Annotated in this window: 14 protein-coding genes; 3 read left to right on the top strand and 11 right to left on the bottom strand. The window is 54.0% G+C overall.

The genetic code is table 11. The features are described from left to right. Positions 1 to 4: 4 nt before the first annotated feature. The 3 genes from AC3ITF_RS19920 to AC3ITF_RS19910 all read right to left on the bottom strand — a co-directional run bounded on the left by AC3ITF_RS19920 (position 5) and on the right by AC3ITF_RS19910 (position 2,799). Entirely contained in the window at positions 5 to 970 is a 966-nt protein-coding gene (locus AC3ITF_RS19920) for a DMT family transporter (protein WP_341516734.1), read from the bottom strand. Between the two features lie 75 nt (positions 971 to 1,045). Next, complete coding sequence (locus tag AC3ITF_RS19915; protein WP_096758553.1) at positions 1,046 to 1,870, bottom strand: AraC family transcriptional regulator; 825 nt, start codon at positions 1,868 to 1,870, stop codon at positions 1,046 to 1,048. 74 nt (positions 1,871 to 1,944) lie between these two features. Beyond that, entirely contained in the window at positions 1,945 to 2,799 is an 855-nt protein-coding gene (locus AC3ITF_RS19910) for an SDR family oxidoreductase (RefSeq protein WP_115259601.1), read from the bottom strand. 88 nt (positions 2,800 to 2,887) lie between these two features. Between AC3ITF_RS19910 and AC3ITF_RS19905 the strand changes: the two genes are divergently transcribed. After that, complete coding sequence (locus AC3ITF_RS19905) at positions 2,888 to 3,262, top strand: winged helix-turn-helix transcriptional regulator (RefSeq protein ID WP_411509644.1); 375 nt, start codon at positions 2,888 to 2,890, stop codon at positions 3,260 to 3,262. 95 nt (positions 3,263 to 3,357) lie between these two features. Here the strand turns inward: AC3ITF_RS19905 and cpdB are convergent, their stop codons facing one another. Continuing rightward, positions 3,358 to 5,301 (bottom strand): 2',3'-cyclic-nucleotide 2'-phosphodiesterase, encoded by a 1,944-nt coding sequence (gene cpdB, locus AC3ITF_RS19900; RefSeq protein ID WP_137363250.1) that lies wholly within the window; start codon positions 5,299 to 5,301, stop codon positions 3,358 to 3,360. Positions 5,302 to 5,490: 189 nt separating this feature from the next. Between cpdB and cysQ the strand changes: the two genes are divergently transcribed. After that, complete coding sequence (gene cysQ, locus AC3ITF_RS19895) at positions 5,491 to 6,231, top strand: 3'(2'),5'-bisphosphate nucleotidase CysQ (protein WP_115259599.1); 741 nt, start codon at positions 5,491 to 5,493, stop codon at positions 6,229 to 6,231. On the opposite strand, the gene AC3ITF_RS19890 is transcribed toward cysQ, so the two are convergent. Then, entirely contained in the window at positions 6,221 to 6,778 is a 558-nt protein-coding gene (locus AC3ITF_RS19890) for a YtfJ family protein (RefSeq protein ID WP_135912677.1), read from the bottom strand. The genes cysQ and AC3ITF_RS19890 overlap by 11 nt on opposite strands. 326 nt (positions 6,779 to 7,104) lie before the next feature. On the opposite strand from AC3ITF_RS19890, the gene AC3ITF_RS19885 reads away from it, so the two are divergent. After that, a complete protein-coding gene (locus AC3ITF_RS19885; RefSeq protein ID WP_003025710.1) occupies positions 7,105 to 7,311 on the top strand; it encodes a DUF1107 domain-containing protein in 207 nt (68 codons plus the stop codon). 84 nt (positions 7,312 to 7,395) lie between these two features. On the opposite strand, the gene paeA is transcribed toward AC3ITF_RS19885, so the two are convergent. The 6 genes from paeA to AC3ITF_RS19855 all read right to left on the bottom strand — a co-directional run bounded on the left by paeA (position 7,396) and on the right by AC3ITF_RS19855 (position 15,012). After that, positions 7,396 to 8,733, bottom strand: coding sequence for a polyamine export protein PaeA (gene paeA / locus AC3ITF_RS19880; protein ID WP_096758548.1), 1,338 nt, complete (start codon positions 8,731 to 8,733; stop codon positions 7,396 to 7,398). 166 nt (positions 8,734 to 8,899) lie between these two features. Continuing rightward, positions 8,900 to 9,970 (bottom strand): glycoside hydrolase 5 family protein, encoded by a 1,071-nt coding sequence (locus tag AC3ITF_RS19875; protein ID WP_489175965.1) that lies wholly within the window; start codon positions 9,968 to 9,970, stop codon positions 8,900 to 8,902. Positions 9,971 to 9,980: 10 nt separating this feature from the next. Further along, the gene (locus tag AC3ITF_RS19870; RefSeq protein ID WP_115259597.1) at positions 9,981 to 11,525 is read right to left on the bottom strand and encodes an MFS transporter; all 1,545 of its coding nucleotides are present in this window, start codon (positions 11,523 to 11,525) and stop codon (positions 9,981 to 9,983) included. A gap of 205 nt (positions 11,526 to 11,730) precedes the next feature. After that, positions 11,731 to 12,753: a Gfo/Idh/MocA family protein gene (locus AC3ITF_RS19865; protein ID WP_146717616.1), complete on the bottom strand. Its 1,023-nt coding sequence runs from the start codon at positions 12,751 to 12,753 to the stop codon at positions 11,731 to 11,733. Between the two features lie 10 nt (positions 12,754 to 12,763). Beyond that, a complete protein-coding gene (locus AC3ITF_RS19860; protein ID WP_115259595.1) occupies positions 12,764 to 13,831 on the bottom strand; it encodes a Gfo/Idh/MocA family protein in 1,068 nt (355 codons plus the stop codon). Then, on the bottom strand, positions 13,831 to 15,012 hold the full coding sequence (locus tag AC3ITF_RS19855) for a Gfo/Idh/MocA family protein (protein ID WP_489175964.1): 1,182 nt from the start codon (positions 15,010 to 15,012) through the stop codon (positions 13,831 to 13,833). The genes AC3ITF_RS19860 and AC3ITF_RS19855 overlap by 1 nt, the downstream gene beginning before the upstream one ends. Position 15,013 lies beyond the last annotated feature (1 nt).

Raw genomic sequence — 15,013 nt, 5'->3', positions numbered from 1 at the left:
CACATTATGATTGTGGAACCACGACGACGCTCGGTTTCTCCGGCTTGGCTTTGACGGCCACAACCACACCGATAACCAATAACGCGATGCCGCTAATCGTCAGCGCCGACGGCATTTCATGGCGCAAGATAAAGGTATACAGCAGTCCCGCCAGCGTCTCGAATACAATCAACGGCCCGAGGATCACCGTTGGCAGCTTTTGGCTGGCGATGTTCCAGCACAATGCCCCCACCCACGAACACAGCACCGCAATGGCGACCATCAGGCCGATAAATACGCCTGGACGCGGGCCGAAGGGCAGGGAGAAGTCCGGCGTTTGCCCGTTCAGCCACAGGCAGGCCGCAATGTAACCGAGCAGAGAAACGGGCAGCGTCACCAGTGCCTGGGCGGTGGCCCACATCATCGGATGCTTATCAGGGTTTTCACGCAGCCAGCGGGCATTACGCAGCGCATACCATGCCCAGCACACCACGGAAACCAGTGCCAGGGCGATACCCGACCCGTAGCGCCAGCCGCTAAAATCAGGTAACCCCTGATTCAACTCAGAAATATTCACGCACAGCAGGCCAATGCCGATCAGCACCAGCGCCGGGGCCAAGCGCCACCAGGATAATTTACCGTCACGCTGGCTATAGAGCAGATTGGCGAAGACCGGGATCACTACCGGTAGCGTGCCGATGATCATCGTCGAGACCGGCGCACCGGTGCGCTGAATGGCGCTGGCCAGACAAACATAATAAATCAGGTTGCCCATCATCGTCAGAGCCAGCGCGGTTTTCCAGTCTTTGCGCGATAGCTGACGCAGACGTCCGCGACCCAGCCAGGCCAGCGGCAGGGCAATCAGCCCCAGCGCCAGGTAGCGCCCCATCGACTGTAATACTGCCGGGTATTCCGGCACGATCAACGGCCCGACAAAAATCAGCCCCCACATCAACCCCGCCAGCAGGGCGTACAACACACCGCTAATCATTTTGACATCCACATCATTGAACATTGCGCCGAGTGTAGGCAGGGAAAATGCCGCTGTATTGTATGAGATTGCGCATTAGCGCGAATAAACCTGCTTCTGATAACGCACAGGCGTAATACCGTAGCGATGGGTAAACGCGCGGGTGAGGTGAGACTGGTCGGTCAGGCCGGTTGCCGCAGCAACGTCGGCGGCGGGCATACCGCGCGTGAGAAAATCTTTGGCGCGCCACAGGCGAACAGCCATGAGCATCTGATGCGGGGTGACGTGAAAGTGCAGTTTGAACTGGCGCTGAAAATGCCAGGGGCTGAGCGCAGCCACGCGAGCCAGTTCGTCGAGCGTAACCGGGTGCATGTAGTTATCATGCAGATATTCGCGCACGCGATCAAAGCGATGCGCGCCTTCCCGCGACACCGGCGCATGACGAGCCAGTGGCTGGAAGGTGTCGATCAGATCGAGCAGCAATCCTTTTTGTGCCAGCGGATCCTCGGTGTTCCACATCCCGTGGATCAGCGAACAGATCTGGCGTGAACGGTGGGGATCGTGGCGCGTCACATCATGGAACCACCAGTGGCGGATCCCGGTGACCTCTTGCAGAAGAGAGGGGTCGAGATAAATCATCCGGTAGCGCCAGCCGTCGGCGGTTTCAGCCTCGCCGGTGTGCAGCTCATCGGGATTCATGGTCACGACGGAATGGGCCGGTGCCACGTACTGGGTGCCACGATAGCGAAAACGCTCGGCGCCGGCTTCGATCGCGCCAATGCCAAACGCTTCGTGGGTATGAGGCTCAAACGCGTAACGCGAGATATGCGCATGATACAGCTCAACGCCCGGTATCTGCGCCAGATGGCGAAAACGGGCGCTGTCTTTCTCATCAATAAACTGCTCAGGTACACCCTGCACGTTATCTCTCCCCACACATCGTCTTATCATTATCAGAGAGGATGCGCGGGGATGCCACCGTAATTAACCAAATTTTAACAGTTTACGATGCCGCTGACGCTCTCCGCCAGCGATGTGGTCGGGCGTTTAATCAGTGTGCTCAGCGTATGGCTGTCGTCAAACAGCCCGCCTTTTGAGGCACCGATATCAGAGTCGGCCAACATCTCTGCCAGTCCGGCAGGCAGGCCAAACCCTTTCAGCGCGGCGGCAAAATCGGCCTCGCTAAGGTTCTGATACACCACTTTTTTGCCGCTCTGTTGAGCCAGTTCGGCGGCCAATTGGCTCAGCGTCCAGCCTTCATCTCCCGCCAGCTCGTAGATTTTCCCGGCATGGCCTTCTTCACTGATGACGCGCGCGGCGGCAGCAGCGTAGTCCGCGCGGGTGGCGGCGGCGATTTTGCCGTCTCCGGCGGCACCAATAAACACGCCGTGCTCGAGGGCTGCGGGGGCGCTGGCGAGATAGTTTTCGCTGTACCAGCCGTTACGCAGCAGCGCGTAATCGAGGCCGGATTCTGCCAGCATCTTCTCGGTTGCCACGTGTTCATCTGCCAGCCCCAGCGGGGAGGTATCGGCATGCAGCAGGCTGGTGTAGGCGATGAATTTCACACGTGCAGATTTCGCCGCATTGATCACGTTGCGGTGCTGTGGGGTACGCTGTCCGACTTCGCTTGAGGAGATCAGCAGCAGTTTGTCGATGCCTTGCAACGCGGTGGTAAAGGCGGCTTCGTCGGTGTAATCCGCCTGGCGGACGGTAATACCCTGCAGGCTGAGGGTAGCGGCTTTCGCTGGGTTACGCACAATCGCCACAATCTGGCTGGCGGGAACGGTTTTCAGCAGGTTTTCAATAACGTGTTGGCCCAGTTGGCCAGTGGCGCCGGTAATCGCAATCATGAGGAACTCCAGGTTTTTGTCTTGTGTTGACTCACGCTAACACCTAAACTTACTTTTAGTAAGTACGCACAAAAAGGTAAGTATGAAAATGACAGATTCGACGCTTTCTCAGCAACTGCGCGACGGCAACTTATTTGCTGAACAGTGTCCTTCCCGCGAGGTGTTAAAACACGTTACCAGCCGTTGGGGAGTATTGATTCTGGTGGCGCTGCGCGACGGCACGCACCGTTTTAGCGATCTGCGCCGTAAGATGGGCGGTGTCAGTGAAAAGATGCTGGCGCAATCCTTACAGGCGCTGGAGCAGGACGGGTTTATCAACCGGGTGTCGTATCCGGTGGTACCGCCGCACGTGGAATACAGTTTGACGCCGTTGGGTGAGCAGGTGAGTGATAAAGTTGCCGCACTGGCGGACTGGATCGAAATGAATTTACCGCAGGTTTTGGCGCAGCGGATCCCGGCGTGAACGATGTGCCGGATGGCGCTGCGCTTATCCGGCCTACAAGTCGGCTTCATGCGTAGGCCGGATAAGACGCTATTGCGTCGCATCCGGCACTAAAATTACTTACTCAAATCCAGCTGATAAATCGCAAAACCGATATCGTCGGTGGCGACTTTTTGCAGCGGATACTGTCCTTTTTCTTTGATAAACGCGGCGGCTTTATCGGACGGCGAGGTTTCAAAACGAATATCCAGCTTCGTCTCGCTGTGGATCGGCGCCAGACGCCAGTTATTATCCGCCGCCGGGTGAATTTCACCGGCACGCTTCGTCTCGGCCCCTATCCATGCGGCCAGCACCGAGCGGTTTTCATCCGGTGAGGCAAAGGCGATATGGCTGTCGCCGGTACCGGCAAACTTACCGCCGTAGGCGCGATAGTTATTGGTTGCTACCAGGAAGGTAGCGTCCGGGTCGATAGGTTTACCGTTAAAGGTCAGATGCTTAATACGCTCTGCCTGCGGGTTGATCGTCTGGCATTCGCCGTCGTAGCGGGCGGGTTGTGACACATCAATCTGATAGTCTACGCCGTCGATCACGTCGAAGTTATAGGTACGAAAGCCATCCCAGTTGATCAGCGACTGCGGTTTGCTGCTGTGAATATCAATCTGATTAAACTGTCCTGCGGAACATTCCAGCCACTCTTTCACCTCTTTACCGCTGGCTTTTACCACTACCAGCGTGTTGGGATAGAGGTACAGATCGGCGGCGTTGCGGAAGGTGAGCTGGCCTTTTTCCACCTCAACAAAGCTGGCCGGATCGTTCTTACGGCCGCCCACCTTAAACGGTGCGGCGGCGGAAAGTACCGGCAGTTTCGCCAGATCCGGATCGCCCTGAATAAAGCGTTCAACGTAAGCTTTTTGCGCGTTGTTCACCACCTGCACGGTTGGATCGTCCTGCACCAGTGCCAGATAGCTGTACATGTTATCGGCCGATTTACCGATTGGTTTGCTGACGAATTCGCGCGTGGCGTCATGGTCGGCTTTCAGGATCTCAACGATTTTCGTGTCTTCAGCGGCCAGGGATTTTTTTGCCGCCGCATCATAAATCGGGCGGGCTTCAGCTTTCGCCTGGGTGACCTGCCATTTCCCGCTGTCGTTATTCAGCACCAAATCCACCACGCCCAGATGATCGCCCCACATGCCTGGCATTACTGCCGGAACGCCGTTCAGGGTACCTTTAGCGATATCTGCGCCTTTGATGTTGGCAAAGTCTTTCCCCGGGAACACGGCGTGAGCATGACCAAACATGATGGCATCAACACCCGGTACTTCGCTGAGGTAATAAACCGAGTTCTCCGCCATAGCCTGATACGGGTCGGCAGAAAGGCCCGAGTGAGCCACCACGACGACCACATCCGCGCCCTTGGCCCGCATTTCCGGTACGTATTGACGTGCGGTTTCGGTGATGTCATTCACTGTCACTTTGCCGCTGAGATTGGCTTTATCCCAGGTCATGATTTGCGGTGGCACAAAACCGATGTAGCCAATTTTCAGCGTCTGCTTGTGACCCTCTTTGTCGACCACCTCGGTGTCTTTAATCAAATAGGGGGTAAAAAGCGGTTTTTTGGTTTTAACGTCGATGATATTGGCGTTAACGTAAGGGAACTTCGCGCCTGCGAGCGCCTTATGCAGATAGTCCAGACCGTAGTTAAATTCATGGTTGCCGAGGTTGCCGACCGCGTAATCCAGCGTATTCAGCGCCTTATAAACCGGGTGCGTTTCGCCGGCTTTCAGCCCTTTCGCCGCCATGTAATCCCCGAGCGGGCTGCCCTGAATCAGATCGCCGTTATCGACCAGTACGCTGTTTTTGACTTCATTTCTGGCGGCATTGATCAGACTTGCCGTACGTACCAGGCCGAATTTTTCCGTTGGCGTATCTTTGTAATAATCGAAATCCATCATATTGCTATGCAAATCAGTGGTTTCCATTATGCGCAGATCGACGGTTGAGGCATTCACGCTGGCCGCTATCAGCGTGGCCAGAAGCGTTGCACTAAACTTAATCATCAGAGGGCATCCTTTTTAGAACCAGGCCACAAAAGAAAATGTATATACAGCTTATTGCTTACAGAAGTGTGAATCATGCCATGAATAGAGCGTTTAAAACCGCAGGCGCTATCACAGTTGGCGGATCCTCTGACGATCGGGTATAAGTAAAACAACGAGTTAACACCGCTGCTATAAATGAGGTGGAGAATGCTAGAACATGTATGCCAGCTTGCACGGAACGCGGGCGATGCCATTATGCAGGTCTACGATGGAATCAAACCGATAGAAATCACCAGCAAGCAGGATGATTCTCCGGTCACGGCGGCGGATATTGCCGCGCACACGGTGATCCTTGCAGGATTACAGGCGCTGACGCCAGATATTCCGGTGTTGTCAGAAGAGGACCCGCCGGGCTGGGATATCCGCCAGCACTGGCAGCGTTACTGGCTGGTTGATCCGTTGGATGGTACCAAGGAGTTCATCAAACGTAACGGTGAATTTACCGTTAATATCGCGCTGATCGAGAAAGGAAAACCGGTACTGGGCGTGGTATATGCCCCGGTAATGAAGGTGATGTACAGCGCGGCCGAAGGTAAAGCCTGGAAAGAAGAGTGCGGCGTGCACAAACAAATCCAGGTGCGCGACGCGCGTCCACCGCTGGTGGTGATAAGCCGTTCGCATGCCGACAACGAGCTAAAAGAGTATCTGCAACAGCTCGGTGAGCACCAGACCACGTCGATTGGCTCATCGCTGAAGTTCTGCCTGGTGGCAGAAGGGCAGGCACAGCTGTACCCGCGTTTTGGGCCGACCAACGTCTGGGACACCGCAGCAGGCCACGCCGTTGCCGCGGCAGCCGGAGCGCACGTTCACGACTGGCAGGGTAAACCGTTGGATTACACCCCGCGTGAATCGTTCCTTAACCCCGGCTTCCGGGTCTCTATTTACTGAGCAATTTGTGCAGCAGGGCGATAACCTGCTGCACCTCTTCTTGCGTTAACGCCCCGTCTTTCGCCCACTGAACGCGACCGTCTTTGTCGAGGACCGCGATGGCTGAGCTCTCTTCGTCCAGTTGCCAGGTTTTACGCGCGATGCCATTGCTGTCGACAATAAACTGTGACCACGGGTAAAGCTTCTTGTTGCTCTCAAGGCTGCTGCGTACAAACATGCCGGAGCCGGGAATGGCATCATCCGTGTTAACGATGGTGGTGGTCTGATAGCGGTCGTGCGGCAAGTTCGCCGCTTTGATGGCCTCAATCAATGTGGCGTTTTTCTCTTTTGCTGAGGTGCGTCCGGCGATGTGTTGCACAATGCGAACTTTCCCCGGCAACTGCGCGCTATTCCAGCTTTTGTAGCTAAACTTATCGTTATCAAGAATCAGTTCGCCGCGATCGGCGATCCCGACCGGCGGCACGCGCTGGTTGGTTTCAAATTTATGGGCAGAGGCCATCATCGGCAGCAACAGGCACGACAGTGCCAGCAGTTTTTGTAAGGTCATGGTGTTTCCTTCTTTCTTATTTTGCAGGTGATCCGACCACTTGGGTGTGGAGTTTAAGCATATGTGCGATTGATGCTTTTTCCCGCAAGCGCAATGCCAGTTTGCGGACGAGCGCACAAATCCTGTGAAAAATGAAGGCTTATACTGAGGACAGCGAAACGTTGAAAAGATAATTCTGAATAATTGTAACCTGAAGGTAAATAAACTTATACACGCTGGAAACAACGTAGAGATAGTCTATAGTCATATGGCATTAAAATTTGCGCCTGAGGATTGTCGGACCGATTGTGGTACCGCAAAGGCGTAATGCTCAGCAGGAGACAACAATGAAAATTTTCCAACGGTACAACCCGCTGCAGGTGGCGAAGTACGTGAAGATCCTGTTTCGTGGACGGTTATATATCAAGGACGTAGGCGCTTTTGAATTTGATAAGGGTAAGATTCTTATCCCAAAAGTGAAGGACAAACTGCATTTTTCTGTTATGTCCGAAGTTAACCGTCAGGTCTTGCGTCTGCAAACTGAGATGGCTTGATCAAAGTGCTATGCGGTAGTTTAAGTAGTCTATAAAAAAACGGCTCCTGTAACAGGAGCCGTTGATGTTTTCAGGTCGGCAAACTTATGCCGCGCCGTCTTCTTTCGCATCCGGCAGCTTTGGCACCAGAACGGTGGGTTTGCTGTCCAGACGCGTCACCAGCAGCTGATCGATCTTGTAGTTATCGATGTCCACCACTTCGAATTTATAGCCTGAGTACTTCACTGAGTCGGTACGTTTCGGGATTTTACGCAGCATAAACATCATAAAACCACCGATGGTTTCATAGTTGCCAGACTGCGGAAACTCGTCGATATCCAGTACGCGCATCACGTCATCAATGGGCGTACCGCCGTCGATAAGCCAGGAGTTCTCGTCACGCGCTACAATCTGTTCTTCCAGACCCTGACCGACTAAGTCACCCATCAGCGTGGTCATCACGTCGTTCAGTGTGATAATGCCCACCACCAGCGCGTACTCGTTCATGATAACGGCAAAGTCTTCGCCTGCGGCTTTAAAGCTTTCCAGCGCCTCAGACAGCGTCAGGGTATCCGGGACGATCAGCGTATTGCGGATCTGCACGCCGCTGTTCAGCGCCATGCTTTGGTTGGCCAGCACACGGTTCAGCAGATCTTTGGAGTCCACGTAGCCGATGATGTGATCGATATCTTCGTTACACACCAGAAACTTGGAATGTGGATGTTCCGCCACTTTGTTCTTCAGGCTCTGCTCATCTTCGTGCAGATCGAACCAGATGACGTTCTCACGTGAGGTCATGGATGACGGTACGGTACGGGATTCCAGTTCGAACACGTTTTCGATCAGCTCATGCTCCTGCTTACGCAAGACACCCGCCAGCGCACCGGCTTCAAATACGGCATAGATATCATCGGAGGTGATGTCATCTTTACGCACCATTGGGATCTTGAACAGCCGGAAAATACTGTTTGCCAGCCCATTGAAGAACCACACCAGCGGACGGAACACCATTAAACAGAAGCGCATCGGGTTGATGATGCGCAAAGCCACAGTTTCTGGCGCAATCATACCGATGCGTTTCGGGGTTAAATCCGCGAACAGGATGAACAGACCCGTTACTAGCGAGAACGACAAAATAAAGCTCAGTTGTTCGGACAGTTCTGGAGCAAAGTACTTTGAGAAAAGGCCGTAAAAGACCGGGGAAAATGCCGCATCACCCACGATACCGCCAAGAATGGCGACGGCGTTAAGGCCAATTTGCACCACCGTGAAGAACATGCCGGGGTTTTCCTGCATCTTCATTACGCGTTGCGCATTAATGTTGCCTTCATCGGCAAGCAGCTTAAGTTTAATTTTGCGTGATGCGGCAAGCGAGATCTCGGATATCGAGAAAAACGCACTCACGGCGATCAGGCAGAGAATGACTAAAATACTGTTTAACATATCTTATCCAGCCGTTAAGGCCAGATCCTCGGAAGGGAAATGGATAAATCCGTATGAATCTATATTGAATTCAAACTAAAGACCGGCTCGTGGAAGTGAGCCGGTAAATTCAGAAGCTAGTATAGCGTAAGGTACTGTAAAGTCGCCAGAGGGGGATTATTGCGGCTTATCCAACGGCGTTAATCCGGCGTACGGTCTGCATCTCTTGTTCGCAATAGGGTGAACCGTCTGGCTTCAGGACATCATGAAACCATAGCTGTGCGGTCTTGTCGTTGAGCGCGATATCCGGCCACGGTAGCCAGGTTTGCGTTTTGCCCTGCACCAGCCCCCAGTGATAGCTGGAAACGCGCTGCGCGTTAAACAGCGGCAGCTGTTCTTCTATTCGGCTACCAACGTGGCGGGCCAGCCATTCGGTACAGAAAACCGGTCTGCCAAACTCAGCGAGCTGTGACAAAAGAGACAGTTGGCCTGGGGTATCAACATACGCATGGTAGCTAATGACATCTGAAAGTCGCAGTGCGGCAACATCTATCGGATGGGTAAAGGCGTTCCCGCATGCTGCGCGATCGTCAATATGCCAGGCGGCGACGGTTAGGGGCTGAGACGGCGACTCCTGTCGCGCCCAGCTAAACAGGTGAGTTAGCAGGGTCAAGGCGTAAATTTCCAGCCGGTCGTCGTAACGGGCAAATTCACCTGTGCTACAGAAAATCCCGCCATTGCCGGGCTCATTGTAGAGATCCCAGACGCAGATGCGCGAGTCATGACGATAGTATCGAATGATATCGCGAACGTAGGCTTCAATGTGCGGCCAGCATGTTCTGTCCATTACGCAGGCCCGTCCCGGACTGCCCGCCGCCTGGCTATTATGCACGCCGGGAACCGGGGCTTTTTGCAGGCCGATAAACGGTTCATCGCCGGAAAAGGCGCAGTCGTCGAGCAGCGTCAACATCACCTTGATACCGTGGGTGTGTGCAATGCTTAGAAAGGTGTCGATACGGCCAATCAGGCCATCGCGGTCATGCTGCCAGACGGTAAACGGTAAGTTCGTTCGCAGCTGGTTATAGCCGTACTGGCTGGCCCAGCGAAGTTCCTGTTCGATGGTGTGGATATCGAAACTCTCGGCTTGCCACATGTCGAGCCAGTTGACCGCAGTACGTGGTAAGTAATTAAAACCACAGCCCCAAGGTTGCTGCTGATACCAGCGCTGTGCCTGCGTTTTGCTCCAGGGTTTATACATGATGCGCTCCTTATTCTGCTTCTGAAAGACTGACGCGCCCCGTGGCCCGCTGCGTTGCACTGCCACCCCAGACTTCATCGTACTCGTAGCCGGTGAGCTGCTTTATCACCACCCGTGTTTCCTCATCGCAGTCGCGATAGTTGCCTCCCAGCTTGCGGCGGGCTATCTCTTTGAGCAGCAATTTATGCGTCTCACGCGTAAGCTTGAATTTGTAGGTGGTGTAGAAACTGACGGCCAGCAGCGCGGTGGTAGCAAAGATCATCAAGCCGATAATGGCGTGCAGCGCCATTGCAGGCTGGGCGCCGCTGCCTTTCACAAAACCCGACTCCTCCAGCACCATGCCGATCAGCAGGATAGCGATAGCCACGGTACTTTTGCGGGTGAGTACCATTACGCCCGCAAAAATGCCTTCGCGCCGCTGTTGGGTCACCATCTCGTCGATATCGGGGATAAAACTGTAAATATTCCACGGAATATAATAGAGACCCGAGCGCGCCATGCCGAGCAGAATAAAGACGGCGGAGAACAACACGTTGGAGACCTGAGTTTGGGTGTAATAGATAATAAATAAAAATGCCAGCACCGCAAATATACAGCTATAAGAGAGTCGCAGCGCCGCGGACGGCGTAATATTGAGTTTATTCAGTAATAGCATAAAACCATAGGTGCCAAACACCGACGCAAACGCGGCAATGCTTAACCAGCCGGAAACCGATGCAGCATCCTGATTCAAACAATAGATAACGTAAAAGGTAAATACTGAACCGAATACATCCATCGCGGTGAAAGAGAAAATATAAATAATAATATGCAAACGAAAGGCGCGAATTTTGAACGAGGAGAAGAGATCGAGTACCAGGTACTTCAGATGATTGAACAATCCGCTACTGCGCTGAAGGTCCGTTTTAAATGTCTCCTCTTGCACATCTTTGGCCTCCCATGTGCAGCGCCAGGTAATAAACACGGCGATACAGAAAACGACGGAAAAGATAATCCCGGTCAGGGTGTAGGTAAACGGATTATCTTTGCCCGTAAACTGCATGAGAATGCCGGGAACTGAGACGGCCAGAAAGCCGCCGAGCTGCGAGCAGATCATGCGCACGCCGGAAAGGCGGCTACGCTCTTCGTAACGGTTAGTCATCTCTGCTGCCAGGGTTTCCCACGGTACCAGTACCATGGCCGACAGCAATTCAATCGACAAATAGGTTCCCAGGTAATACCAGTAACCCATATCGGTCAGCCACAGCAGGGCATAGAGAAACATGAGCGGCGAACTGAGTAATAAAAAGAAGCGGCGACGGCCAAATTTCCGCCCAAGCCAGGTATTGCCAAAATTATCGGTGACGTAGCCCATAATCGGGCTGAGTAAAGCATCAATCACGCGGGCAATAGCAAATATGGAACCTGCCTCCAGGACGCTTAAACCGCAATAGGTAGTGTAAAAAAATAACAGCCAGGTGCCGATAATAGCGAAAGCCCCGCCGCCAAATAAATCAGTGATGCCGTAGCCAATTGCTACACCATAACCGACTCTGCGTTCAGTTGGTTTAACCATAATTATTTTTCCAGTGTATATATACGTCATCCTTCAAGCAGCCTCTTTGTTGGCTACGCCTGCTCACCCAGTCACTTATTTATGTAAGCGCCTGGGCGTTACCAGACTTGCCGCCTTAAAGCATCTTGAATGATTTTGTGTATAGGGTATCTGTATGCCGGTATTACCCGGCTTATTTATTTACTTATGGAATGCTTAATGAATTTTAATTATTAATATTTATCCATTGTCGCGTCAGAGATGAACGATAAATAGCGTCCACCATCAACAGCGATTTTTGGGCTTGATGGATATCGATATATTCTGTCTGACCGCGATGGGTAATAGCATGATAGAACTGGCGAATGGCCAGTTGGTGACCAAGACCCCAGTAGCTTTTGGCGCTGCCGTCTGGTGAACCATCGCTTTCCAGCTTCAGGCGCTGGTCCTTTGTGACGCGCCATAGCGCGTTGTCAGTTAGCTGAAGCATGCCGTTTTCACAGTGGATCTCCAGCAGCAGCGGCGAATCGAGCGTATTGCAGTTGCTGGCGTAAAACAGGCCACGTGCACCGTTGGCAAAATGCAGCGTTGCCATCGCGCTGTCTTCTGCTTCCGTCACCGCTGCCAGTTCGCTGCTATCCACCACGCCTTTTAAGCGTGTGACGCCCCCGGCGAACCACTGCATCAGATCGAGAGTATGAATGGCCTGATTAATCAGCAAACTGCCGCCTTCGCGGGCAAAACGCCCGCGCCACGGACTGTCGCTGTAGTACGCCCCGGAGCGTGACCAGGTCAGCACGGCTTTCATGCTGAGCATTTTGCCAAGCGTATTTTTCGCCAGTTCATCGCGTATGCGTAGGCTGGTGGGATTCAGTCGGTTTTGGTAACACACGCCCAGTAGTCCCGGCGCCGAGGCTGCGGCGTCAGCGATGTCGGCAACTTCCCCTCCATTCATGCCTACCGGTTTTTCGCAAAACACATGCTTCCCGGCAGCAAGGGCGGCGAGAATCATATTTTTATGCTCAAAATGCGGCGTACAGATATGCACGACGTCAATGTCGTTATCCAGCAGCATTTCCCGGTAATTGGGATAAAAGCGGCAGTTATAGGTCATCGCCTGCTGTAGCCCGTTGACGCTGTCGGTGTCGACCAGCGCGCGTAGCGTCACCCCCGGCAAGAGCCGTAGGGCGTTGACGTGACTACGGTGGATGGCACCGGCACCAATAATGGCGGCATTTAACGTTTTCATGCTGCCCCCATTATGCATGCGCATTGGCGAGCATTTGCGCCTTCACGCACAGCTCGGCGGCTTTAAACGCGTGGGCCTGGGTCATGGCGTTTTCGGTACGGTTCAGGCAGTCGAGAATAAACTCGCCGAAGAACGGGAACCCTACCTTACCGGCGACCGGATAGCGGAATTCCCCCTCTTTATTAACCAGATACACTACATCCTGTTCACCTTGGGTAATATCGACATACTTGCGGATCTCGATATAGCCCTCGGTGCCCAGCAGCGTCAGGCGTCCGTCCCCCCAGGTGCTGAGGCCGTCCGGCGTGAACCAGTCGCAGCGGAAATAGCCCGTTGCGCCGTTCTCGCCCGCCAGCATCGCATCGCCAAAGTCTTCAAACTGTGGATACTGTGGATGATTAACGTTGCGCACCTGGCTTGCGACCACACGCGCCTCGAGGTTGTCGGTGTAAAACAGGAACTGCTCAATCTGATGGCTGCCGATATCACACAGAATGCCGCCGAAATAGCGTCGATCGTAGAACCAGTCCGGACGTCCGCTGCCTTCACGATGCGGGCCGGTGCCCAGGGTCTGGATCACCCGGCCAATTGCCCCCCGCTTGACCAGATCGCCCGCAAAAACTGCGCTTTCAACGTGCAGGCGCTCGCTGTAGTAAACCGCGTACTTGCGCCCGGTCCTGGCCACCATAGCTTTGGCGTCTTCCAGCTGTTCGAGAGTAGTCAGCGGTGCTTTGTCGGTGAAATAATCTTTACCCGCCGCCATCACCTTTAGTCCCAGCGGGCAGCGTTCAGAGGGGATTGCCGCCCCGGCGACCAGCCTGACATCGCGGTCGTTGAGAATGGTCTCCAGTGAGTCAGCCACCTGCGCCTGCGGGTACTGTTGCAGGAATTTCTCCACTTTCGCCGGGTCCGGGTCGTACACCCACTTCAGGGTGGCTCCGGCTTCGATCAGCCCGTTGCACATCCCGTAGATATGACCGTGGTCGAGCGTGGCAGCGGCAATCACAAACTCACCAGGTTTTACCACCGGCTGCGGTTTGCCGGTCGGGGCGTAGTTCATTCCATCTGTCTTGTTCATTACTCTGCTCCTGAATCTAAGTCTTTACCCAGAGGGATAGCACCGACTTCCGTGAAATTGCTCACGGAGGCGGATTTCTCATAAAAATGCGGGGCTTTTGCCATCAGGCCGCCGGTACGATAAAAATCGTCGTGGCTGGGGATGGGCAGCGTTACCACCGTGCGGATAATGGCGGATTTGTAGATAGCGGTAATCAGCTCCAGCGAACGTTTACCCTGTTCCCCGTCGACCAGTGGGGGCGTCTGTTGTTCGATAGCGCTGAGCAGGTTGTCGATTTGTCCGCTATGCAACGTCCATTGAAGCGCAGGCATGGCATGAAACAGCGCGTCCAGTTGCTCTTCCAGTTCGCGATTATTGTCCGCTTGTGGAAAGCCGTTATCCGCCGACTGGCTGGCATACACCTTCCACGGGGCGGAGATCCGCGCCTTTTCGCCCTGAATAACGATTTTCTGATCTTCACCATGATGCACAACGGATGCGGTGAGCTGAGCCAGCGCCCCGTCTGAATATTTGAAAATGGCCGCACTGAGATCTTCCACTTCCGCGTTGTCATGGGCGACATTGCTCATCATCGCTACCACTTCGCTCGGGAAGCCGAGCATCCACTGAATTGCATCGATGTGGTGTACCGCATGATTCAGCGTGCAGCCGCCGCCTTCTTTCTGCCAGGTGCCGCGCCACCACAGATCGTAATAGCAATGCCCGCGCCACCAGAACGAGTCCACCTGTGCGTGGCAAATTTTGCCCGCAAGGCCGGAATCAACGGCGGCTTTTAAGCGCCAGAAGGCATCGGTAAAGCGGTTTTGTGCGATGACCGATAACATTTTTCCGCTGGCTTTCTGCGCGGCAATCATCGCATCACACTCTGCGAGCGAGGCGGCCATCGGTTTTTCGCACAGCACGTGTTTGCCCGCGTGCAGAGCATCAATGCTGATGTCGGCGTGGACGTACGGCGGAGTACAGACGTCGACAACGTCCACATTAATACCCGCGTCCAGCATGGCCTGATGGCTGCTGTAGACCCGTGCTTCGCTTAGGCCGTAGCGCGTTTTCTTCTCTTCGGCTTTTTCCGGCCAGATGTCGACCAGCGCGACGATCCGGCAGCGATCCGCAAACTGTAAATAGCTTTGAATGTGGTTATGGGAGATGTTTCCGGTGCCGACAATGGCAATATTCAGCATG

It is taken from the genome of Citrobacter sp. KH_055_1 (genome assembly GCF_057838705.1).
This window is presented reverse-complemented; position numbering and strand designations above follow the sequence as displayed.